14 protein-coding genes and 1 pseudogene are annotated in these 19,793 nt (G+C 38.6%); 2 read left to right on the top strand and 13 right to left on the bottom strand.

What is annotated here, in order from left to right; translation table 11 throughout:
* Positions 1–5 precede the first annotated feature (5 nt).
* Genes D8Q48_RS10860 through D8Q48_RS10850 form a run of 3 tightly spaced genes read right to left on the bottom strand, consistent with a single transcriptional unit; the run spans position 6 to position 2,718 of the window.
* Complete coding sequence (locus D8Q48_RS10860; protein ID WP_121056472.1) at positions 6–1,418, bottom strand: MBOAT family O-acyltransferase; 1,413 nt, start codon at positions 1,416–1,418, stop codon at positions 6–8.
* 17 nt (positions 1,419–1,435) lie between these two features.
* Positions 1,436–1,924, bottom strand: coding sequence for a DUF4358 domain-containing protein (locus tag D8Q48_RS10855; RefSeq protein ID WP_118738080.1), 489 nt, complete (start codon positions 1,922–1,924; stop codon positions 1,436–1,438).
* Positions 1,921–2,718, bottom strand: a complete 798-nt coding sequence (locus tag D8Q48_RS10850) for a GDSL-type esterase/lipase family protein (protein WP_118724347.1) — start codon at positions 2,716–2,718, stop codon at positions 1,921–1,923. Before D8Q48_RS10850 ends, D8Q48_RS10855 begins: the two co-directional genes overlap by 4 nt.
* A gap of 315 nt (positions 2,719–3,033) precedes the next feature.
* On the opposite strand from D8Q48_RS10850, the gene D8Q48_RS10845 reads away from it, so the two are divergent.
* Positions 3,034–3,567: a DUF5721 family protein gene (locus tag D8Q48_RS10845; protein ID WP_121056471.1), complete on the top strand. Its 534-nt coding sequence runs from the start codon at positions 3,034–3,036 to the stop codon at positions 3,565–3,567.
* Positions 3,568–4,385: 818 nt separating this feature from the next.
* Here the strand turns inward: D8Q48_RS10845 and addA are convergent.
* From addA to D8Q48_RS10830, 3 genes are all read right to left on the bottom strand, one after another.
* Positions 4,386–8,063: a helicase-exonuclease AddAB subunit AddA gene (addA, locus tag D8Q48_RS10840; protein ID WP_121056470.1), complete on the bottom strand. Its 3,678-nt coding sequence runs from the start codon at positions 8,061–8,063 to the stop codon at positions 4,386–4,388.
* Entirely contained in the window at positions 8,064–11,459 is a 3,396-nt protein-coding gene (gene addB / locus D8Q48_RS10835) for a helicase-exonuclease AddAB subunit AddB (protein WP_121056469.1), read from the bottom strand. It lies immediately after the preceding gene.
* Between the two features lie 162 nt (positions 11,460–11,621).
* Complete coding sequence (locus D8Q48_RS10830) at positions 11,622–12,518, bottom strand: hypothetical protein (protein ID WP_130647833.1); 897 nt, start codon at positions 12,516–12,518, stop codon at positions 11,622–11,624.
* 1,338 nt (positions 12,519–13,856) lie between these two features.
* Between D8Q48_RS10830 and D8Q48_RS10820 the strand changes: the two genes are divergently transcribed.
* Positions 13,857–14,399 (top strand): prolyl-tRNA synthetase associated domain-containing protein, encoded by a 543-nt coding sequence (locus D8Q48_RS10820; RefSeq protein WP_118688985.1) that lies wholly within the window; start codon positions 13,857–13,859, stop codon positions 14,397–14,399.
* Positions 14,400–14,465: 66 nt separating this feature from the next.
* Here the strand turns inward: D8Q48_RS10820 and D8Q48_RS10815 are convergent, their stop codons facing one another.
* From D8Q48_RS10815 to D8Q48_RS10785, 7 genes and pseudogenes are all read right to left on the bottom strand, one after another.
* Complete coding sequence (locus tag D8Q48_RS10815) at positions 14,466–15,599, bottom strand: type II toxin-antitoxin system HipA family toxin (protein WP_121056466.1); 1,134 nt, start codon at positions 15,597–15,599, stop codon at positions 14,466–14,468.
* Complete coding sequence (locus D8Q48_RS10810; protein WP_117991993.1) at positions 15,586–15,864, bottom strand: helix-turn-helix domain-containing protein; 279 nt, start codon at positions 15,862–15,864, stop codon at positions 15,586–15,588. Before D8Q48_RS10810 ends, D8Q48_RS10815 begins: the two co-directional genes overlap by 14 nt.
* Positions 15,865–16,052: 188 nt before the next feature.
* A complete protein-coding gene (locus D8Q48_RS10805) occupies positions 16,053–16,802 on the bottom strand; it encodes an amino acid ABC transporter ATP-binding protein (protein WP_121056465.1) in 750 nt (249 codons plus the stop codon).
* Between the two features lie 5 nt (positions 16,803–16,807).
* Positions 16,808–17,482 carry an amino acid ABC transporter permease gene (locus D8Q48_RS10800; RefSeq protein WP_121056464.1) on the bottom strand — a complete coding sequence of 225 codons (675 nt, stop codon included), beginning with the start codon at positions 17,480–17,482 and terminating at the stop codon, positions 16,808–16,810.
* Positions 17,463–18,122: an amino acid ABC transporter permease gene (locus D8Q48_RS10795; RefSeq protein ID WP_121056463.1), complete on the bottom strand. Its 660-nt coding sequence runs from the start codon at positions 18,120–18,122 to the stop codon at positions 17,463–17,465. Before D8Q48_RS10795 ends, D8Q48_RS10800 begins: the two co-directional genes overlap by 20 nt.
* A gap of 120 nt (positions 18,123–18,242) precedes the next feature.
* A complete protein-coding gene (locus D8Q48_RS10790; protein ID WP_121056462.1) occupies positions 18,243–19,118 on the bottom strand; it encodes a transporter substrate-binding domain-containing protein in 876 nt (291 codons plus the stop codon).
* Positions 19,119–19,368: 250 nt separating this feature from the next.
* A pseudogene (locus D8Q48_RS10785) lies at positions 19,369–19,692 on the bottom strand (IS3 family transposase); the annotation flags it as partial.
* Positions 19,693–19,793 lie beyond the last annotated feature (101 nt).

Raw genomic sequence — 19,793 nt, 5'->3', positions numbered from 1 at the left:
TTCACCTAGAATCTAAAATATAAAAATGGATTATATGTTTCTGTTACAAGGAATGCAATACACAGTAAGAACATTGCAATGTAAACCGCACAAGTTACGATAGCTCTTACTTCTTCACTTTGCCAACATCCTGTTATCTTCTTCAACAGCTTGTATCCTCTTGGTGCAGATGCCAGAATTGCTATTACGATCAATAACCAGTTTGTAAAGATCATAAAGAATCCCTGCTTATCAAAAATTCCGTTTGCACCGATACCAAACATCACTTTCAGATACTGGCCTGCATATCCCAATGTCGGGCTGAAGAAAAATACCCATCCAAATAAAACCAATACAAATGCGTAAATGTGCTGGACTGCTGATGGAAGCTTCTCAATCTTACTTCCCCAGAGATATTTTTCTAAAATAAGTATCACTCCGTAATACAATCCCCAGAACATAAAGTTCCATTGTGCTCCATGCCATAATCCTGTCAACATCCATACGATCAACAGATTTAAGATATGTCTTGACGGAGTACATCGATTTCCTCCAAGCGGAATATATACATATTCACGGAACCATGTACTCAGCGAAATGTGCCATCTTCTCCAGAAATCTGTAATGCTTTTGGCAATATACGGATAATTAAAGTTTGGCAAAAATTCAAACCCAAACATCTTGCCAAGACCAATTGCCATATCCGAATAACCGCCGAAGTCGAAATAAATCTGAAATGCATACGCGATTGCTCCTACCCACGCTGTCAAAGTTGAAAATGAACCCATCTGCATCGCAGCAACCTGTTCATATACCGAGCCAAATGTATTTGCCAGAACTACTTTCTTTGCTAATCCCCTGATAAAATACATTGCACCCTCGCCAAACTTAGTCGAGTTAATGCTACGTTCCTTTAACTGCTCCTCAATGTCAATATAGCGGACGATCGGTCCTGCGATCAACTGTGGAAACATTGAAATATACAATGCGAAATATAAAATATTTTCCTGTGGTTTTACCTCTTTTCGATATACATCGATCAAATAGGACATTGCCTGGAATGTATAAAATGAAATTCCGATTGGCAAAGCCAGCACACGATACGGAATATCGATTGGCAAAATTGCATTGATCGTATCCATAAGCAGCCCATAATATTTGAAGAATCCAAGAATCAACAGATTCATTACCACTCCAAACATAAGGCTCATCTTCATAGCCCTTGCATTATCCCGTTTTTCGTAAATATCCTGTCCACAAAAATAATTCAATATGATGGAGAGAATCATTAAAATAATATAAACAGGTTCGCCCCATGCGTAAAAAATCAAGCTCGCCGCCAACATCACATAGTTCTTCATCCTAAATGGAACAAGATAATACAAAAGCAATGTCAATGGTAAAAATATAAATAAAAATGTAATGCTGCTAAATAGCATATGTTTCTCCCTCCACCTTACAGACTCTTTGAAAATGCTGCGCGATATTCATCCGCCTTCGGAGCTACTGCAAGGAATATATAATCTCCTCTCACCTTCAGCTGTGCTGAATCTAACAACTGTACCTGTTTTGGTGCATAACCGTCAAAGTCATTCTTTCTGTTTTCAAGACGCCGATTGATCGCATCGCGAACGCCCTGCATCTGTCCATCATCTTTTACCTTGATCATAAGCACTTCTTCCGCTGACATGCTTGAAGCAGAAGAATAAAATAACACACCATCATAGTCTGCACTGTTAAGACCATAGTAACGCTTCAGTGCCTGGCTGTCCTGCTTCACAAGGTTCTCTGTGTCCAATGATGCCTCCACGCCTTTTGCAACTTCATCAAATGCTTTTGTACTTCCACTCGCAAAAATCAGCATCAGAATCACAAAGACTAAAATTGCTGCAACTGTTATGTATTTAAAAAGTTCTGTTCTTGTAACGCTTCCCCTGTTCGTCATGATAAAGACACCTCCACCATGTGATCTGCCCATATTGGATAAAACTCAGATACAAAATGAATTCCGTCCTCGTCGTAATATTCATCTTTTACAAGATCTGTATTGTCCACATACGCAATCTGTAATTCATCACACATCTTCTGTAATGCTTCGTTGTATTTTGAAATATTTGCCAATGCCGGTTTCTCGGCTATTGCACTTTGCTGCACCGGAAATATTGAATTTATCAAAATCTTTGTATCCGGTACTTCTTTTTGAATCTTTGTGATCAACTCTTTATATTGTTTGATAAATGTATCTGTATCTCCATTCGTATTGATCACATCATTCATTCCATAAGAGACGAACACCATCTGTGGGTTAATCTCTTTTAGCTTTTCACACTGGTCATCCAGATCAGTAAGTGATGCACCTATTTTTGATACGACACTGTTCGCATTCAAAACATCGTATGCCGTAAATCCCTCCGTAATGGAATCTCCCATCACGACCGTACTTGCAAACATCTCTTTTAAGCTGATCGTACCTGCCTTATACGCTTCTTCTTTGTCTTTTGCCTCAACACGTTCTATCTTTGTCTCGACCGAAGCGACATCTTTTTTCTCATTCGTCTCAATATATTTAATCCCTGCACTTATCTCTGCGTTCTCATGTTTATTCGATAATCGAACTCCAATTACGACAAGAATTGCTGCTACAACACCTGTAGCAGCAATTCTACTATATACTTCTATTTTTCTTCTATTCTTTCTTTTGTTATACTGTTTCAATTTCTTCGTTCGTGCCTTTCCCAAACATCTATTTTCACTGTTCTAATTGTTTTTTCATATGAGAATAATCATGAATTTTTGTTCATAATTTTCCTTATTTAATAATACTTTTTTTACCCCAAAAAGTCAACAAGTATGGTATGATATTTTATACTGTAATTGGAGGTTACTGTTCATTCCCGTGTCAATCACTACGCTGATTGGCACGGAGGATGCACGTTTTATCTTGAACGGCATCTCGTCCATCGCCAAAGGCGATTTAAAACGGCGAGATGCGTTGCTGGTCACATGTACTGTGAACAGTAACAATTTTAGTACTTTTTCGGAGGTTTTTTATACATGATTTCTTTAAAATTAACAGAAACGAAAAAATTTATGTCTCAACTTCTTTTATCAGAGCTTTTTGACCATTTTCTTTTCATTGAAGGTGATATTGTCACCTTTAACAGCTTCCATATTGATGGTTATATTCAAAAAGATTTTTATGCAGAATTTCCACCCGAAGAACCTTTTTCTGCTGCTTCCTCTTTCTCCGGTTCTGAGGCACTTCCAGAATATTCTTACTGGAAGCAAGTGCGCGAATATTGTTTTTCTTTGATCAAGGGCAAACGGACACCTCTCAGCTTCAAGTTTGTGTTCCGCCTTTCCCCTACTAATATTGCCAAATTAATCTCTAAGCAGAATCTGGACTTTCAGCCAAACACCATACAGGGGCTTTATCTGAATATTCAATTTAATGAGCAAGGGCTGACCTGCGTCACCGGAACATCTTTAAATACATTCACGTTGGATAAGTCACTTGAAAAAGCGTGGGATGGGATGGTGCAGAGGTTTTTTACTAAGAATGGGGTGGCGTTTGAGGTTGCTATTTAATTCACGATGGCCTTCAAGCAAAAAAAGACTATGCACTCCTGCTCAGCTTCGTCGGGCAAACCCGACTCCAATTCGCTGGATTGCATAGTCTTTTTCTTGCTTTGTGGTGTATCGTGATAGAAATAGGTGGAGCGATGAGGGATTTGCTTTTCTGGGATCTGATGTATCTATATCCTGAGTTTATTTGCTGTCGCAGATGCTTTTTTGACAACTGATGTATCTGCACTGCCTTGATATTCATTGTTGCAGATGCTCTTTTTTAGATCAATGCATCTGCAACTTGCTTTTCTTTGAACTTGCAGATACTTTTTAGCCTTCCTGGCATGTATAATTGCATCTACATCTTGCCTTTTCTGGGATTTAAAGATACTCCCTTCGCAAATTTTTCATCTGCATCCCACATTTTCGATAACATGCGGATGTTTCTCATTGAAATTTTGCATCCTCAACCTACTCTTTCTATGCCTTGCGGATGCTCTCCAGTGAAATTACGCAATTCCCTAAAATCCACTATCGCAGATATCGCTCAATATTCCTCGAGTTCACTCACTTCATGGACTGAGCCAATACATTACTTACAAAAAATTGATATAAGAAATTCGAGCGAATATGGAGTGAGCGTTGAAGACACTTAGAGCGTAAATTTTTTGTGTTAATGAATTTGAACGAACATGTTTGAAGCTGCGTAGCAGCAAGTTTGAGTTCAAATTCATTTGCTTTTAGCAAAAATTTACGCTCTTATGTGTCACCCGCTCATGGAATCTGAGCAAGAATTCTTATATCAATTTTTTGTAAGGAACGTATTGCCACTTAATGAACTAAATAGCAACTTTCTCCCCCAGACAGAACGAATAAATCACTTTCTCCTTCACTTTCTTCCCAAGCAGCTGCTCGAGTGCCTTCGCATAATAATCCAACTGTGCATGATATCTCTCTTTCAATTCTGCACCATTTCGAACCTTGTCGGTTTTATAATCCAGCAGTACAATTTCTCCATCTTCTTCGAAATAAACATCAATGATTCCTTGTACCAATATCATTTCGTTCTTCATATCTGATAGACAAACATCTTCTACTTGTTTCTGACACATGTCTTCCATCGCTGTCTGGCAGGCATCCTTTATTTCTTCTCGATAAATCTCTCCTGCATCTACCCCAAGTACAAATGGCTGCTCTGTTTTTAGCAGCTTGTTTTTTGCAGCTTTCTGCATTCTTTTTCCGATATTACTATTCAAGAAGTTCTGTATATCTTTTATTCGGATGCACTTTGTCATCTCTTTTGTAATAATTTTATCTTGTTCCATCTGCCTGATTGCTTCTTTTAGGGATGTGGTATTGTATTCTTTTGTAAAATCAAGCTGTTCTAATACTTTGTGATATACACTCCCTCGCGAAGCACCCTTTATCTCTTCCTCTTCTTGTAAAAATTTAGGCAAAAGAGGAACTACCGGTGCTTCTTCTATCATTTCCTCACCATTTTCTCCGCTGCCATCTTCACTTAGATATGTGCGTTTTTTCAGTTCGGATACGGTAAATTTCAGTTTCCATTTTTGCATTTGCTGATATGGATAACGATATGAAAACTGCTCATTCAAATGTTCTTTTAATTCATTGTCATATACATTTTCCAGATTCCAATGCTCTAATATATCCTTTGCTACCAGCTCGGCCTGTTCTTCTCTTTTGTCGAGTAGTGCAGCATCCCAGTAATCCCACACTTTAATCGAAATCGGTGCATCTGGCTGTGCAGCCACCGGAAGTACCCAGTCTAAATATTTATGTGCGGATGCTAATTTTGAAAATGTCATAACGCCTTTCAGTGGATTTTCAATCGCAGCATTTTCATATTGGAGCACAAGATTTCGAGCATCTTTTAGCTGCCCTGTCATAATCAATTTTTCTTTTGCTCTGGTCAATGCAACATAAAGTACTCGAAGTTCTTCTCCTAAGGTTTCCAATTTTGTCTGCTGCTGAATCATTTTCTTTAAAAATGTCGGAATTTTTGTTCGTCTATCCAAGTCAATCTGATCGATTCCTACACCAAGCTCCGGATGAATGATCATACTTCCGTTTACGTCCTGCATGTTGAAACGTTTTCCCATTCCTACAACAAATACAATTGGAAATTCCAAGCCTTTACTTTTATGAATTGTCATGATCCGCACGGTATCTGCCTGTTCATCTATAATATTCGCTTCCCCGTAATCTACATCATATTTTTTCAACTGCTCGATATATCGCACAAAGTTAAACAAACCTTTATAACTTGTTCCTTCGAATGAACATGCTTTTTCAATTAGCATTTCAAGATTTGCCTTTCTCTGTGCACCGCCAGGCATTGCCGAGATATACACACCGTACCCTGTTTCTTCTAATATTTTCCACAACAATTCGTGAATGGCTGTGTATGGAATTAATTTGCGGAAATGTTCCAGCTGTCGGTAAAATTCCTGCAGTCTTTCGCTTTGTTCTGCCGCCTCGTAAAATGTGCTATTTTCTTTTGAGTTTCGGATTTCGGCAAGCTCTTGTGCAGATAATCCGACAAATGGGGAGGTCAATACTGCTGCCAACGGAACATCCTGTCTCTGGTTATCTAAAAGCTGCAGGTAATCTAGTAAAACGCTTACTTCATATGTTTCAAAATAGCCTTCCCTGCTACCTGCATATGCCGGAATTCCTTCTTCATTCAATATCGTTGAAAATGCATCCGACCACCCTTTTGCACTTCTTGATAAGATTACAATATCCCGATATTGGGCCGGTCTATATTCGCCGGTTTCCTTATCCTTCACCCTTGCTTTTCCGACCAGTTCTTTAATCCGCTTTGCAACCATCTGCGCTTCTAATTGTTTTCCTGTTCCGTCAAGAAATTCTGTTCCTTCTTCCAAATCATCGGGGATTTCTGCATCAGATGTGTCTAAAAGCAATAATTCAGCTTCATTTTCCAAGCTGCCATCTTCACGCACCAAGTTCTCGTAATCTGCCCCTAGATAAAGTGCCGCGTTCTCGTCGTACTCTACTCCTCCAAGTTCTCTTCTCATAATCCGCTCGAAAATAAAATTTGTACTATCAAGCACTTCTGCACGGCTTCGGAAATTCTTATGCAGATCAATACGCTGCTTTTCTCCATCTTCCAGACTGTAATTCTCATATTTTTCCATAAATAATTCCGGACGCGATAAACGGAAACGATATATACTCTGCTTGACATCCCCAACCATAAACACGTTGTATTTGCCTTTGCTTATCGTAGATACGCTTGTTAAAATTGCTTCCTGAATTAGGTTACTGTCCTGATATTCATCAATCATAACTTCTGCAAACTGTTCCTGATATTCCTGTGCGACGATTGACGGAACCAGTTTTCCTTCTTTTTCTTCTGTCAGAATCTGCAAGGCAAACTGCTCCATATCATTGAAATCAATAAGATTTCGTGTTCTTTTTTTCTCCGCAAATGCATCCGCAAACATTTGGACCAACGCGACAAATGCCTGCATCGTATCGTGGGATGCCTCCATGTCTTTCAGCATTTCTTCCGGCTTTTCATAATAATAAGCTGCGATTAGATCTTTCACCTGCTTTTTGACCTCATCACGAAGCTGTTTTACTTTTTCTTTCTTTTCCTCCGAAACGCTTTCATCCTTCTTTCTGGACAACGCTTTCCACTTTATAGATGTCAGCTCTTGATATAACTGTTCATATTCATTTTGCTCTCTATTGAGATTTGACAACATTTCTATATCCATTTCCAGCATTTCTGCATACATATATGGACCATCTGCTTCTTCACAAATTGCCAGTGCCTCATCCAGGATACCAAGCATATCTTCTACATAGTATTTTGTCTGTTTTGCCGCAATCTCAAAGATAAAATATTCCCCATCCTGTCCATTTACGGCATAGTTATCAACACATTGCCAAAGCCATTTTTCCGGTTGTGGATAACTCCTTGAATACTCATACAACTGTAAAATAAATGTCTCTAAACGTTTATCATTCCGTCCGCTTCCAAGCTTTTCGACCAGTTTTAAAAATGTCTCATCCGCCTCTTCATAGCACGATTCCAGAACTTCTCCTAATACGTCCTGCGAAAGAAGCTTCAACTCGCCTTCTTCTGCAATACGAAATCCCGGATCAAGATTTATCACATGAAAATGTTCTCTTATAACAGATAGGCAAAAGCTGTGGATCGTTGTAATTGACGCGCTGTGGATCAATGTTGCCTGTCTTTGTAAATGTGCATTCTCCGGATTTTCTTCTAATGACTTTTCGATTGCATTTCGTACACGCTCTTTCATTTCAGCGGCCGCCGCCTCTGTAAATGTCACGATCAACAGACGGTCCACATCTATAGGATGCTTCTCGTCTGTCAGCATTTGTATAATACGCTCTACTAAAACTGCCGTTTTTCCAGACCCTGCTGCAGCAGATACAAGAATATTCCGGTTACGCAGATTTATGACTTTCTGCTGTTCTTCTGTCCATTTCACACCCATTTATCTTTCCTCCTGTGCAGCAATATGAATCTTTTCCAACACATCCTCTTTGGAATATTTCTCAAGTCTGCGATATTCATAGCCTTCGATTCTTGTATCAAACCCGCAGATTGCACGATAGGCACAATAATCACATCCGGTTGTCCCGCCCATTTCATATGGTTCTGCCTGCACCGTACCATCTGCTATTTTGCCTTTCAGTTTCGCTTCTAATTTTTTTGTGTAATCAAGAAATTCCAAAAATTCCTCCGGATACAGGGCTTTCGAGGTTTTACTCAATGCTCCGCTTTTCGTTTTTGAAACCGGAATATAATTTGACGTTCCTTCCAGATTATGCTGCAAATGTTCCACAACGATTTCGTCCGCATTTACCAGACCATCCAGACGAAGCTCCTTTAAAATCTTACCCTCAAGCACTTCATCGTCCTCTTCTTTATCTACGATTGGATCTTGCATACGATAATAGAAAATTCCGGCAGGAATAATCTCTTTTCCTTTATGTCTCTTCTGCTCCACATCCAGCGCCGCATTTAGATAAACCGGAAGCTGTATCTGCAATCCATGATAAAATGCTGTAATGTCAAATGCTTTCATACCGGTCTTATAGTCCGTAACCTTTACATATACTCCATTTTCATCTTCACATGTATCAATTCGGTCAATCTTTCCGCTTCCAAAATTAAATTCATACAGACTCGGACGGAAATCACTCTCTGCCATTTGCTTTGTCAATGCCCATACAGAACGCTGGATTAGATTCTTGATTCTTGTGATCGTGTACTCATTTCTTGCAGTGCTGTACAATACTGTATTTCCGTATTCAAGAATACTTTCTTCCACACTTTCCTGAATAAACCTCTCCTTTACTTCTTCCGACATAGCCGTCCATTCTACCTGTATATCATCTGCTTTTCTTGCAAATCTTTCCATAGACTGGTGTGCTATATTTCCCAGATCCATCGCCTCAAACTGATAGCGTTCCCGCTCTGAAAGGCGAAGCCCATATGTCAGAAAATGTGCATATGCACACGAAGAAAACCGCTCCATTCTGGTCACGCTAACACGCTCTGTGTTTCCATATAAATCCTTTGCAGTCTCTTTTTTTAATTGCTCTTTTTCTTTCTTGTAAAATGCTGCGTCTAATATTCTTTGCAATACAAGTGGGTTCTCTTGATTCTTTTCTTGTTCAAAATACCACGAATACAATTCTTTCCACTCGTCACTCAATCCGTATTGTCGCTTGGCCAGTCCATCTACCAGATATTCAGCTCCCTGCATCCATGTCATTTCTTTTTCTGATAATGATTTTTTCTCTTCCTCAATCACTTCCAGATTCGGATACATCCTCTTCAAATCCTGTATCAAATATGCCGGTCTCAATCCTTTTCCGTCGGCAGATGTTTTTGAATAAGAAAGATAGAGCTTCTCCGATGGTTTTGTCAGATTCATATACAAATAAAATTTCTGCGTGTATGTTTTTTCTTTTGCTCCCGGTGATAATGAGAATTTTTGTTCTGCAAACTGTTCTCGGTCTCTGTCAGATAACAAACCGCCCTGTCCAAGATTTCCCGGAAGAAAAACATCATTTGCCCCGACAAAAAACAACACTTTCAAATGATTCAGACGAGTACGCTCCATATCACCGATCACAACCTGATCCAGACTTGGCGGGATAACTCCGACCTTTGCCTCTTCCAAACCTGCATCTAATAACTCATTGTATTCTTTTAACGAAATCTCTTCGTCTCCGAGAAGTTCAACAAACTTATCAAACAGCTCCATTACAATGCGATGTACCTGCGAATATTCTTTTGCCAGTGCAAGTTCTCCCTGCTCTTGAAAATAATTTTCCATCTCCTGCACATTTTCCTGCATCTTTTCTTGAAGCAAAAATTCATGTACTGCAATTGTTATTTCCTTAACTGTCTTTTTTCGTTTTTTTAATACCTTTGTAAGTGTTTCTACTTTCTTTACAAACCGTTCTCTCAATTGATTCAACGAATCCAATGTCTGTGCACTTGCAGCCAGCTCTTTTTGTTCTGCTGCATCTTTTCTTTTCATTTCATAAGTAGTCCTCACCCACTTATCTGACCACTTACTATATCCACGCAATCCCAGTGCAATCACATAATTTTCCATGCGATCCACTTCTTCCCTCGTAAATCCTGACATGCCTGTCCGCAAAAAGCGAAAAACACTTTCGTATGAAAAATTCTCTTCTTCCATTGCCAGCAGACTTCGTAAATATTCTACAAATGCATTTAACAAAATGCTCTTCTTGTGATCCATAAAAATCGGAATCTGGTACTCTTCACATGCTTTCTCTAAATGATTTGCATATGTTCCCATCTCACTGACAATCACGCCCATTTCCCGATAACGGATTCCTTCTTCTCTCGCAAGCCGATGTATTTGCGCCGCAACAAAATTCGCCTCTTCTTTTGGATTTCGAGTTACATGTAATGATATTGCATTCTGTTCTTCGGTATAATGACCACATTTGTAGCGGAATAACTCATTTTCCAAAAAGGCCATCGCCGGATTATCTCGAAAACGGTAAGGTGTTTTTTCGTATAAATATACCGGTTCATCCACCAAAATACGATTTTCTCCTGCAATCTCGACAAGCGAAGTAACCATTTGCTTGCTAAGTGCAAATAGTTGATATGGGTGTTTGTAAACAAATGGATTCTCCCTTTGATCCATTTCTACGGTTATCATAACTTTTTTACATACCTTCAGAAGCTCCCCCAAAAGAGTGTTCTGAACCGGGGTAAATCCAGTATATCCGTCCAGGACAACAACACTATCCTTCAATATTTTCGATTCCGGAACCGCATCACTCAACACATCCAGCAATTCTTCTTTTGTAATATATTTGTCTGCAAGATAATTTTCAAAGCCTCCATATACTGTACGAATGTCCCGCAATTTATAAGAAAGATAGCTTTCCTCACCAAGCGAATCAATCATTTCATCCAGTTCATCAAATCCGATGCCATATTGCGTAAACTCAGAAATCACAGATTTCACTTCACTGATATATCCCTGTTTTTTTAAATTACCTCGCAATACCTTCAACTCCGACTCATACTGTCCGGCAATCTTCCGCAGGATTAAATTCTTTCCTTCATCATCTAAAACATGTTTTGTTTCTCTGCCTGTCTCTTCAAATATACGGTGTGATAGACGAATAAAACTTAGCACATCAATATTCATGATTCCTTTGTTCGGATGTGCCATGCACAGATCCTTTTGCGTCTGCATCGTAAACTGCTCCGGTACCAATACAATATAATTGGTGTCCGGATGAGCCAATGATTCTGTGACAACTTTTTTATATAAATAGTGCGATTTTCCTGCACCTGAATTTCCAAAAATAAATTGTAATGACATGACACCCTCCTGAGATAAATTTGCTATTACTCATCACCTGAAGAGGCGAGAGTCTTCTCGACTGAGATAAATACTGACTATGCATTCTTTCTTAATTCTTCAAGCACATTTTCAATTGCAGATACACTCTCTTCCAGCTCATCTGCAATTACTTCAATGCTCTTACCTTTGGCAAGTTTCTTTTGGACTTGTTGTTTGAGGTTGTTTGAGGTGCTCTGTTCTTCCTTCTGCTTTTCCTTTCATTATTCCACGTTCTTCTATTCCTTCACTTAAATTACACATTACTTTCACATCCTCCTCTATTGATTTTTCCATTGGTATATGATATTCGTTTTTGAGTATATTCAATTTTTCCTCTTCTCTTAGTGTTTCTGACAATAGTGCTCCTAGAAGCCGGTGTAGTTCATGTTTCTCTTCTCTGGGAGATACTTCTTTTGTCAACCCTATCATAACGATATTTACCAAGTCTTCTCTTCCTTTCCAGTTTTGATTTCCTATAATCGTATCATTTTGCAAATGAATGTGATTCATACTATTCTCTGACATGTTCATGCATATCCAAATGGAATAAACTTTCTTAATATCGTTATAATTGCTATTCACAAACTCCCTGTTTTTCTGGGATGAGATTTCTCTGCTAACGTAAAAAATGGCCCGGTTAAGAATGTCATATTCTGTTGGTTCTTTTCTCTGTGCCTCTACATTTATGATAATCTTCGAGCGTCCCTCTTTCAAGTGCACGTAAAAAATAATATCAAACAAAATATAGCCTGCATTTACCTCTTCATTTACCGTATTCATTCCTATGATTTCTTTTCCGTTTTCATCCACTCCAACAACTTTGTTAGTAAGCCCCGGGTCAATAGGGATCTTCCCGATATGTATATCATCTTCAATCAATGGCTTCACTTCTTCCGGTGACATGCCACGAAATTCTTCTACTGCCTCTATCAAAATTCGCGCCAGTATATCTTTGTATCCAAGCAGCTTTTTGGCACAGGCATCATACTGTGCTTTAAGGTCAGTCGCTAATACAGCATTTTTCAACTCAGTATTCATTTTTCCTCCTTTTGCAGAAGGAACTTCCTCTATCTTCAATCACTCCCAGTCCTCTTCTGCTTTTTTCATAATGGTTGGTATTAAAGCATAGATTTCTGAAATGTTATTAGAATATAGATGGTACGACGTACCTTAGATTTCGTATAGAAACATGCTTTTTCCTACTTTAACATAGAGTAGGAATGAATTGCAAGAGGGGATTTTACGGTTTCATTTAAGTACCTCCCTCCTTTGAGTTGCTATTTAGTTCATTAGGTGGCAATACGTTCCTTACAAAAAATTGATATAAGAATTCTTACTCAGATTCCATGAGCGGGAGACACATAAGAGCGTAAATTTTTGCTAAAAGCAAATGAATTTGAACTCAAACTTGCTGCTACGCAGCTTCAAACATGTTCGCTCAAATTCATTAACACAAAAATTTACGCTCTAAGTGTCTCCAACGCTCACTCCATATTCGCTCGAATTTCTTATATCAATTTTTTTGTAAGTAATGTATTGGCTCAAGTTGTGAAGTAAATAGAACTCAAAGGATATCGAGCGACGATATCTGCGATAGGGGATTGAAGATGCAAAATTTTGATGGAGAGCATCCGCAAAGCATTGAAAGAGCAAGTTAGGATGCGTAATTTTACCGGGGAGCATCTTCACGTTATCGAAAATGTGGGATGTAGATGCAAAATTTGCAAAGGGAATATCTTTAAATCCCAGAAAAGGCAAGATGCAGATGCAATTGTACATGATAGACAGGCTGAAAAGCATCTGCAAGTTCAAAGAAAAGCAAGTTGCAGATATAATGGTCAAGAAAAGAGCATCTGCAACAGCGAATATCAAGGGATTGCAGATACATCAACTACCAAAAGAGCATCTGCACAAGCGAATAAACCGAGAATATAGATACATCTGATACCAGAAAAGTAAATCCCTCATCACTTTACCTATTTCAATCACGATACACAGTAAAGTTTTGCTTTTTGTTCATTTGATTTGTGATAAAGTACAGAGAAAAAATATTGGATATGAATTTCTGTGAATACAAAGGAAGCGATTGGAAATGCTAAAAGGCCAGAATTTTACGTTAGAGCTTAGAAACTTGCTGTTTGAGGGCACATCCCGAGTTGCTGGTTTCTAAGCTCTGTTTTTTTTAGTAATAATTCTGACCTTTATGTATTTCCCGCTGACGGAGTCTGAATAGAAATTCATATCCAATATTTTTCTCAGGGACGCTTATCCAACTTAGTGAACTAAATAGCAACTCCACCTTGATTTTCTTCCACCCTCGTTCTAATATATTCCTATGTTACACATTATTTTAATTCTTAATTTGGAGAAACAGACATGAAATTACAAGACGGAAGACCAACAGATTTAACCGGCAAATTGCCAAAAGAAATACGCGTATATGATTTTTTAGATACCCTCAATATATCTTATCAGCGAGTTGACCATGAAGCAGCTATGACAATGGAAGCCTGTGAGGAAATTGATCAAGTACTCGGAGATAACACCTCGATTTGTAAAAATTTATTTTTATGTAACCGACAAGCAACTGATTTTTATCTGCTTCTTATGCCGGGAAACAAACCTTTTAAAACCAAAGAATTATCGGCACAAATTGGAAGTTCCAGATTATCATTTGCCAAACCTGAATTTATGGAACAATATTTGGACATCACTCCCGGCTCCGTCAGTGTTATGGGATTAATAAATGATATGGAGCATAAAGTACAACTTCTGATTGATGAAGACATTTTGAAAAAAGAATATTTTGGATGCCATCCTTGTGTAAATACATCAAGCTTAAAATTCAAAACAACAGATCTTATGAAACGTATCATTCCGGCACTTGAACATACCCCCAAAATGGTAACCCTTGGTTGAGCCAGAGAGGGACGGAGAAAAGTGGCCTTTAAAAGCCACTTTTCTCCGTCCCTATTGGTTCACCCCCTATTGGTTCACCCTAATATACACTTCTAACATCTCCTCAACACATGTCTGAATTGAATCTATGATTTTTATACAATTATCTTTTTTCATCCCTGCTTCAATTCCTACTGCCAGAAGTTCCTTTTTACCTGGATTACGCCCATTTCCATCAACAGTTGTCGTGTGTTCCCCATAATAAGTATTGCTATAAGTAAGATCATATGCAGGACTCAAATGCCAACTATCATTCTTTTCATTATATAAGTATGTGAAATTTTTTGAATGATCATCTCTGTTGTGTGCAAATACATTAAAACACATACGGCGAAACATATTTTCTACATCTTTACTCTCATCTCTTGTTAGAATTTTTGTTAATTTCATCAGACTATGATAATCCAAACTTGGTTGTTCAAAATCTAATTCTAACAGTGCTGCTGCCGTCAACATATGAACTCTTTCTTTACCTGATGGTCTGTCAAATCGCTTGGTTCCAAAATATCCTTTACATTTATCAGAATGAAACAGTTTTGTTTCCGTCATTACAATCCCACATTTTCTGGCACAGCAAGAATAATCATACTCCATTTTTCCTGCATCTTCTCCATCTACATGTGCCGGAAATTTTATAATCCATTCTTCGTTATCTATTGTGGTCATAATTTTAGGTCTGGCACCACCACTTGTACCGCCAAGATAATACAACTCATCTAATTTGTCCGAATATTCTGTTTTTAATATTTTCTGACATTCTTCAGCAAGTTTATCTAAATTTGCAAACTGCTTTTGTTCAGCGAACTGCTTTTCCGGAAAATAAGTAAGTGCACCCATCCCTGATTTTCCAACAATTGCCAGTCTGTCCAAAACAGTTAAATCATCTGGATTTTGCTTATGTTTACGAAGCAAGCGATTTAATAGTAAATTTCCCCAATTATCTGGAAGACTGTCTGCAAATACGCCAAAAAGTCCTCCAAAATAATCTTTTGTTGGAACAAACACTTGCTTTTTTAAAGGTAATGAAAATGGACTAATTGCAAATCCATTTTCCAACCACTCATCATCATATTGAAATGCCGCTTTATGATCTGCTGTCATCGCCAGTGTTCCTACAAGTTTTTCGTCATAATATACCTGCAATGCATTATCTTGTTTCATTTATGACCTCCTGAATATCCTTATATGGTACTTGTGTAAAAATAGACCTAAGTTCATCTGCAATTTCCAATGCCATTGCAATCTTCGTCAACGATATCAACGAAATCTGCCCTGATGCTTCAAATCTTTTAATCGAACCATAACTCACTCCACTCATCTGTGCTAATTTTTCCTGTGAAATAGATCGGCGTTTTCTGATATTCCGAACACGCCTGGCAAGCTTTTGATCTAATTCTTCCGCTGTTTCCCATATAAGCTGTTCCATGTGTTTCCTCCCGTATTACTACTAATATATTATCCAAAACCGTGTTATTTTATACTTTTCAGATAATATTTTATCTATTTTCATTCTACCATTTTTCGCTTATAAACTCAAGATTTTTCGCTAGGGAGCCAGATAGGGACGGGGTTTTTCCGGGTTTTTTTGTTGAAAAAAACCGGAAAACCCCGTCCCTATCTGGCTCTATCAAATGTAAACACATTCAAAAACTGTTTTGCTCTTTCTGTCTTTGGATTCTCGAAGAATACTTCTGGTGCATCTTCTTCCACAATCTTGCCCTGATCCAGGAATATCACGCGGTCTGCAACAGCTTTTGCAAACTGCATCTCATGTGTTACGATGATCATTGTTCTTCCCTGCTTTGCAAGGTCAAGCATTACATCTAACACTTCTCGAACCATCTCCGGGTCAAGTGCTGCCGTTACCTCATCGAATAACAGAATCTCCGGATGCATACACAATGCACGAACGATTGCCACACGCTGTTTCTGACCACCGGACAACTGTCTTGGATAACTATTTGCCTTATCTGCCAAACCGACTCTTTCAAGAAGCTGCATTGCCTCTTCTTTTACTTCTTCTTTTTTACGTTTCTGTACCTTTGTCGGTGCCAATGTAATATTATCCAGCACTGTCAAATGAGGAAATAATTCATAGCTCTGGAATACCATTCCTATCTTCTGACGAAGCGATGCCAGATTCTTGCTGCCATACTCAACCAGGTCTCCTTGAAGACGGATTTCTCCTCCCTGAATTGGCTCCAATGCATTGATACAGCGAAGCAATGTACTCTTTCCGCATCCACTTGGACCAACTACGACTACTACTTCACCTTGTTTTATTTCCAAATCCATACCATCTAATATCGTATGGCCTTCAAATTTCTTTGTAAGATTTTTTACATTCAATAATGTTTCTGCCATGAACATCACCCCCATTTTCTTTCCAGATATCTGGCAAGCATACTAATTGGCCAGCATGCAATGAAGTAAAGCAAGAATACAACAAGGAATACTCCAAATGCTGCATTCGGACTTGTCATACGGTTTGCCTCGATTATCTGCTGTGCCACTTTCAACATTTCCACAACACCAATCATAAGCACAAGGCTGGTTGTCTTGATCATTCGTGTGATCAGATTGATTGCAAGCGGTACCAGTCGTCTGACGGTCTGCGGAATAATGATATAGCGATATGTCTGGATTTTTGTAAGGCCAAGTGCCTCACTGCTCTCGTATTGATGCTTTGGAATACTGATCAGCGCTCCTCTTACCAAATCTCCCATTTCTGCGGTTCCCCACAGTACAAATACGATAATTGAAGCAACTTCTCCCGACAAACTCCATCCAAAAGCTCTTGTACTTCCAAAATATACGATGAACAAAAGCACCAGTTGTGGCATAATACGGATAATCTCCAGATAAATTCTGAAAATCGCACGTACGATTTTATTTTTCATTCTCATCAGTGCTCCAACAAGAATCCCAAGCGGCATGCTGATTACAATAGAAATGAGACTGATTTGCAGTGCTACCCACATACCTTGCAGCAGACGAATCATGTTGTTTCCTTTTAATAATACATCAAGCCCCAAATCCGGCATGGCGCAGCCTCCTTTCCAACATACTGCCCAGAATTGACACTGGAAGCAGAATGATCAGGTAGAAGACGACGAGCAAAAACAGACTCTCTGTTGTTTTGTAATACAGACCAATTAAATCTTTGGCTGTAAACATCAAATCCATCAAACTGATGGCACTGAACACACTCGTCTCCTTCAACAAAAATATTACATTTGCCACAAAAGCCGGTACGCTGACCGACATTGCCTGCGGTAGAATCACATATTGCATTGTCTGGCGATTGCTTAATCCCAAACTAACTGCACTCTCTCGCTGGATTGGTTCTATGGTTTCCAGTCCACTGCGAAATGTTTCTGCCATATAACTTCCGCCTAAAAACGCAAGTCCGATTACTCCACAAACTTCTGCATCGAGCTGCAGACCAACCTTCGGAAATCCATAATATATGAAGAAAAGCTGTACTAACAAGGGGGTATTTCTACTAAGTTCAATATAAACTGCTACAATCTGCCTTGCTACAGGAATTTTGTGATATTGAATCATTGCACATATCAATCCGATTAAAATTGCTAAGACAATTCCGATTACTCCTATCTTGACTGTCAATTTTGCAGCCTTTTCATATAAAGGAATATACTTTATAATAAATTCCCAATTCATGAAATCGTGTTCTCCTTTCATTGATATTTGCATTTTTTTATTCTACCATTCTCAAAATTGATGCATAAGAACAGATTTGCACAGTTTTCTGCTATGCTTTTTACTATATTAGGTTAGATATTACTCTGTCTTTCCACCTTCTACAACTAAGCTGTCCTCATAGTCTGTACCATAAGTATCTTTCAATGTTGCTTCATAATCTGCATGGAAGAAATTCTCTTCACCTAATGATTCGATTTCTCCGTTGATCCAATCTAATAATGTGTCATTTCCTTTTGTTACGGCAGGTGCGATACTGTCTGCGCTTCCAAGATTTGGAATTCCTACTGTATAACCTTTATTCTGAAGTGCGAATGCGATAACCTCTGTGTTATCATTTGCCCAAGCTACTGATGTACCATTTTCAAATGCTTCTTTTGCTGTTGCATAAGAATCAAACTTCTGAAGTGGGATGTCTGGATAATTCTCATGTAAATATGTCTCTGCTGTTGTTCCGGAAATTACAATGATTGAGTCGTCTTCATTCCAGTTATCCAGGCTTTCGATTACGTTATCATCTCTTGATACAACACCGAGTGATACGTTCATGTATGGAAGTGCAAAATCAACTTCCTCTGCACGCTCATCTGTTACTGTAAAGTTTGCCAAAATCACATCAACCTTACCTGTCTGAAGATATTCAATTCGATTGGCTGCCTCTGTGGATACGAAGTTTACATCAACTCCTAAATCTTCTCCCAGTCTATTTGCAAAATAAATATCATATCCCTGATATTCTCCATTCTCATCTACATAACCAAATGGGTTTTTGTCTGAGAATACTCCGATGTTAATCTCTCCAGATTTTTTGATCTCATCGAGTGTACGATACACTTCCTTCCCTGAAGATACTTTATCCGATGAATCAGCTGAATCTTTGGAACTACCACAAGCAGTTGCTCCAACTGCTAATGTAAATGCTAATGTCAGTGCTAATGTTTTTTTCAAGTTTTTCATGTTTTCTCTCTCCTTTTTTGTTGATGGTACGAATTATATGCCACTCTACCTACTATGTCAATAGGTTTTATATGTTTTTTCAAAAAGTTTTGCGTTTGCTATTTAGTTCACGACAGCCCCAAGCAAGAAAAAGACTATGCACTCCTGCTCAGCTTCGTCGGGCAAGCCCGACTCCAATTCGCTGGATTGCATAGTCTTTTTAAATTGGACCCCGTGTCAAGGACACAATGTATTTTTTTAGGTCAATTGTTTAAGCAACCAAAGCTAATGGTTTCTTACCTGTAACGGTGTAATAATAATACTCATCTGGAGCCATCCCTTCCAGACCAGTTTGATAACGATCTGTATTATAGTAATTTATGTAATCATCAATCCTGTCCTTTACATCTTGAAAACTTTTCCACTTTCTTATGTATGGACGAATTTCATCCTTCATATGACCAAAGAAACTTTCCTGTGGCGCATTATCCCAACAGTTTCCACGCTTGGACATAGATTGGCGCAAATCATAATCTTCCAAAAGCTGTCGGAATGCAACACTTGTATAATGACATCCCTGATCTGAATGGATCCAAACTGTTAAAGCTGTCGGAATGCAACACTTGTATAATGACATCCCTGATCTGAATGGATCCAAACTGTTGCGTCCATTTCATATGAATGTTTTTCCATAAG

The organism is Ruminococcus sp. B05 (genome assembly GCF_003628495.1).
Taxonomy (GTDB): Bacteria; Bacillota; Clostridia; order Lachnospirales; family Lachnospiraceae; genus Schaedlerella; species Schaedlerella hominis.
This window is presented reverse-complemented; position numbering and strand designations above follow the sequence as displayed.

What these genes read in the sequence shown, in the direction of transcription:
- D8Q48_RS10860 (WP_121056472.1), bottom strand. Translation starts at nt 1,418, where the DNA reads ATGCTATTTAGCAGCATTACATTTTTATTTATATTTTTACCATTGACA.
- D8Q48_RS10855 (WP_118738080.1), bottom strand. Translation starts at nt 1,924, where the DNA reads ATGACGAACAGGGGAAGCGTTACAAGAACAGAACTTTTTAAATACATA.
- D8Q48_RS10845 (WP_121056471.1), top strand. Translation starts at nt 3,034, where the DNA reads ATGATTTCTTTAAAATTAACAGAAACGAAAAAATTTATGTCTCAACTT.
- addA (WP_121056470.1), bottom strand. Translation starts at nt 8,063, where the DNA reads ATGGGTGTGAAATGGACAGAAGAACAGCAGAAAGTCATAAATCTGCGT.
- addB (WP_121056469.1), bottom strand. Translation starts at nt 11,459, where the DNA reads ATGTCATTACAATTTATTTTTGGAAATTCAGGTGCAGGAAAATCGCAC.
- D8Q48_RS10830 (WP_130647833.1), bottom strand. Translation starts at nt 12,518, where the DNA reads ATGAATACTGAGTTGAAAAATGCTGTATTAGCGACTGACCTTAAAGCA.
- D8Q48_RS10820 (WP_118688985.1), top strand. Translation starts at nt 13,857, where the DNA reads ATGAAATTACAAGACGGAAGACCAACAGATTTAACCGGCAAATTGCCA.
- D8Q48_RS10815 (WP_121056466.1), bottom strand. Translation starts at nt 15,599, where the DNA reads ATGAAACAAGATAATGCATTGCAGGTATATTATGACGAAAAACTTGTA.
- D8Q48_RS10810 (WP_117991993.1), bottom strand. Translation starts at nt 15,864, where the DNA reads ATGGAACAGCTTATATGGGAAACAGCGGAAGAATTAGATCAAAAGCTT.
- D8Q48_RS10805 (WP_121056465.1), bottom strand. Translation starts at nt 16,802, where the DNA reads ATGGCAGAAACATTATTGAATGTAAAAAATCTTACAAAGAAATTTGAA.
- D8Q48_RS10800 (WP_121056464.1), bottom strand. Translation starts at nt 17,482, where the DNA reads ATGCCGGATTTGGGGCTTGATGTATTATTAAAAGGAAACAACATGATT.
- D8Q48_RS10795 (WP_121056463.1), bottom strand. Translation starts at nt 18,122, where the DNA reads ATGAATTGGGAATTTATTATAAAGTATATTCCTTTATATGAAAAGGCT.
- D8Q48_RS10790 (WP_121056462.1), bottom strand. Translation starts at nt 19,118, where the DNA reads ATGAAAAACTTGAAAAAAACATTAGCACTGACATTAGCATTTACATTA.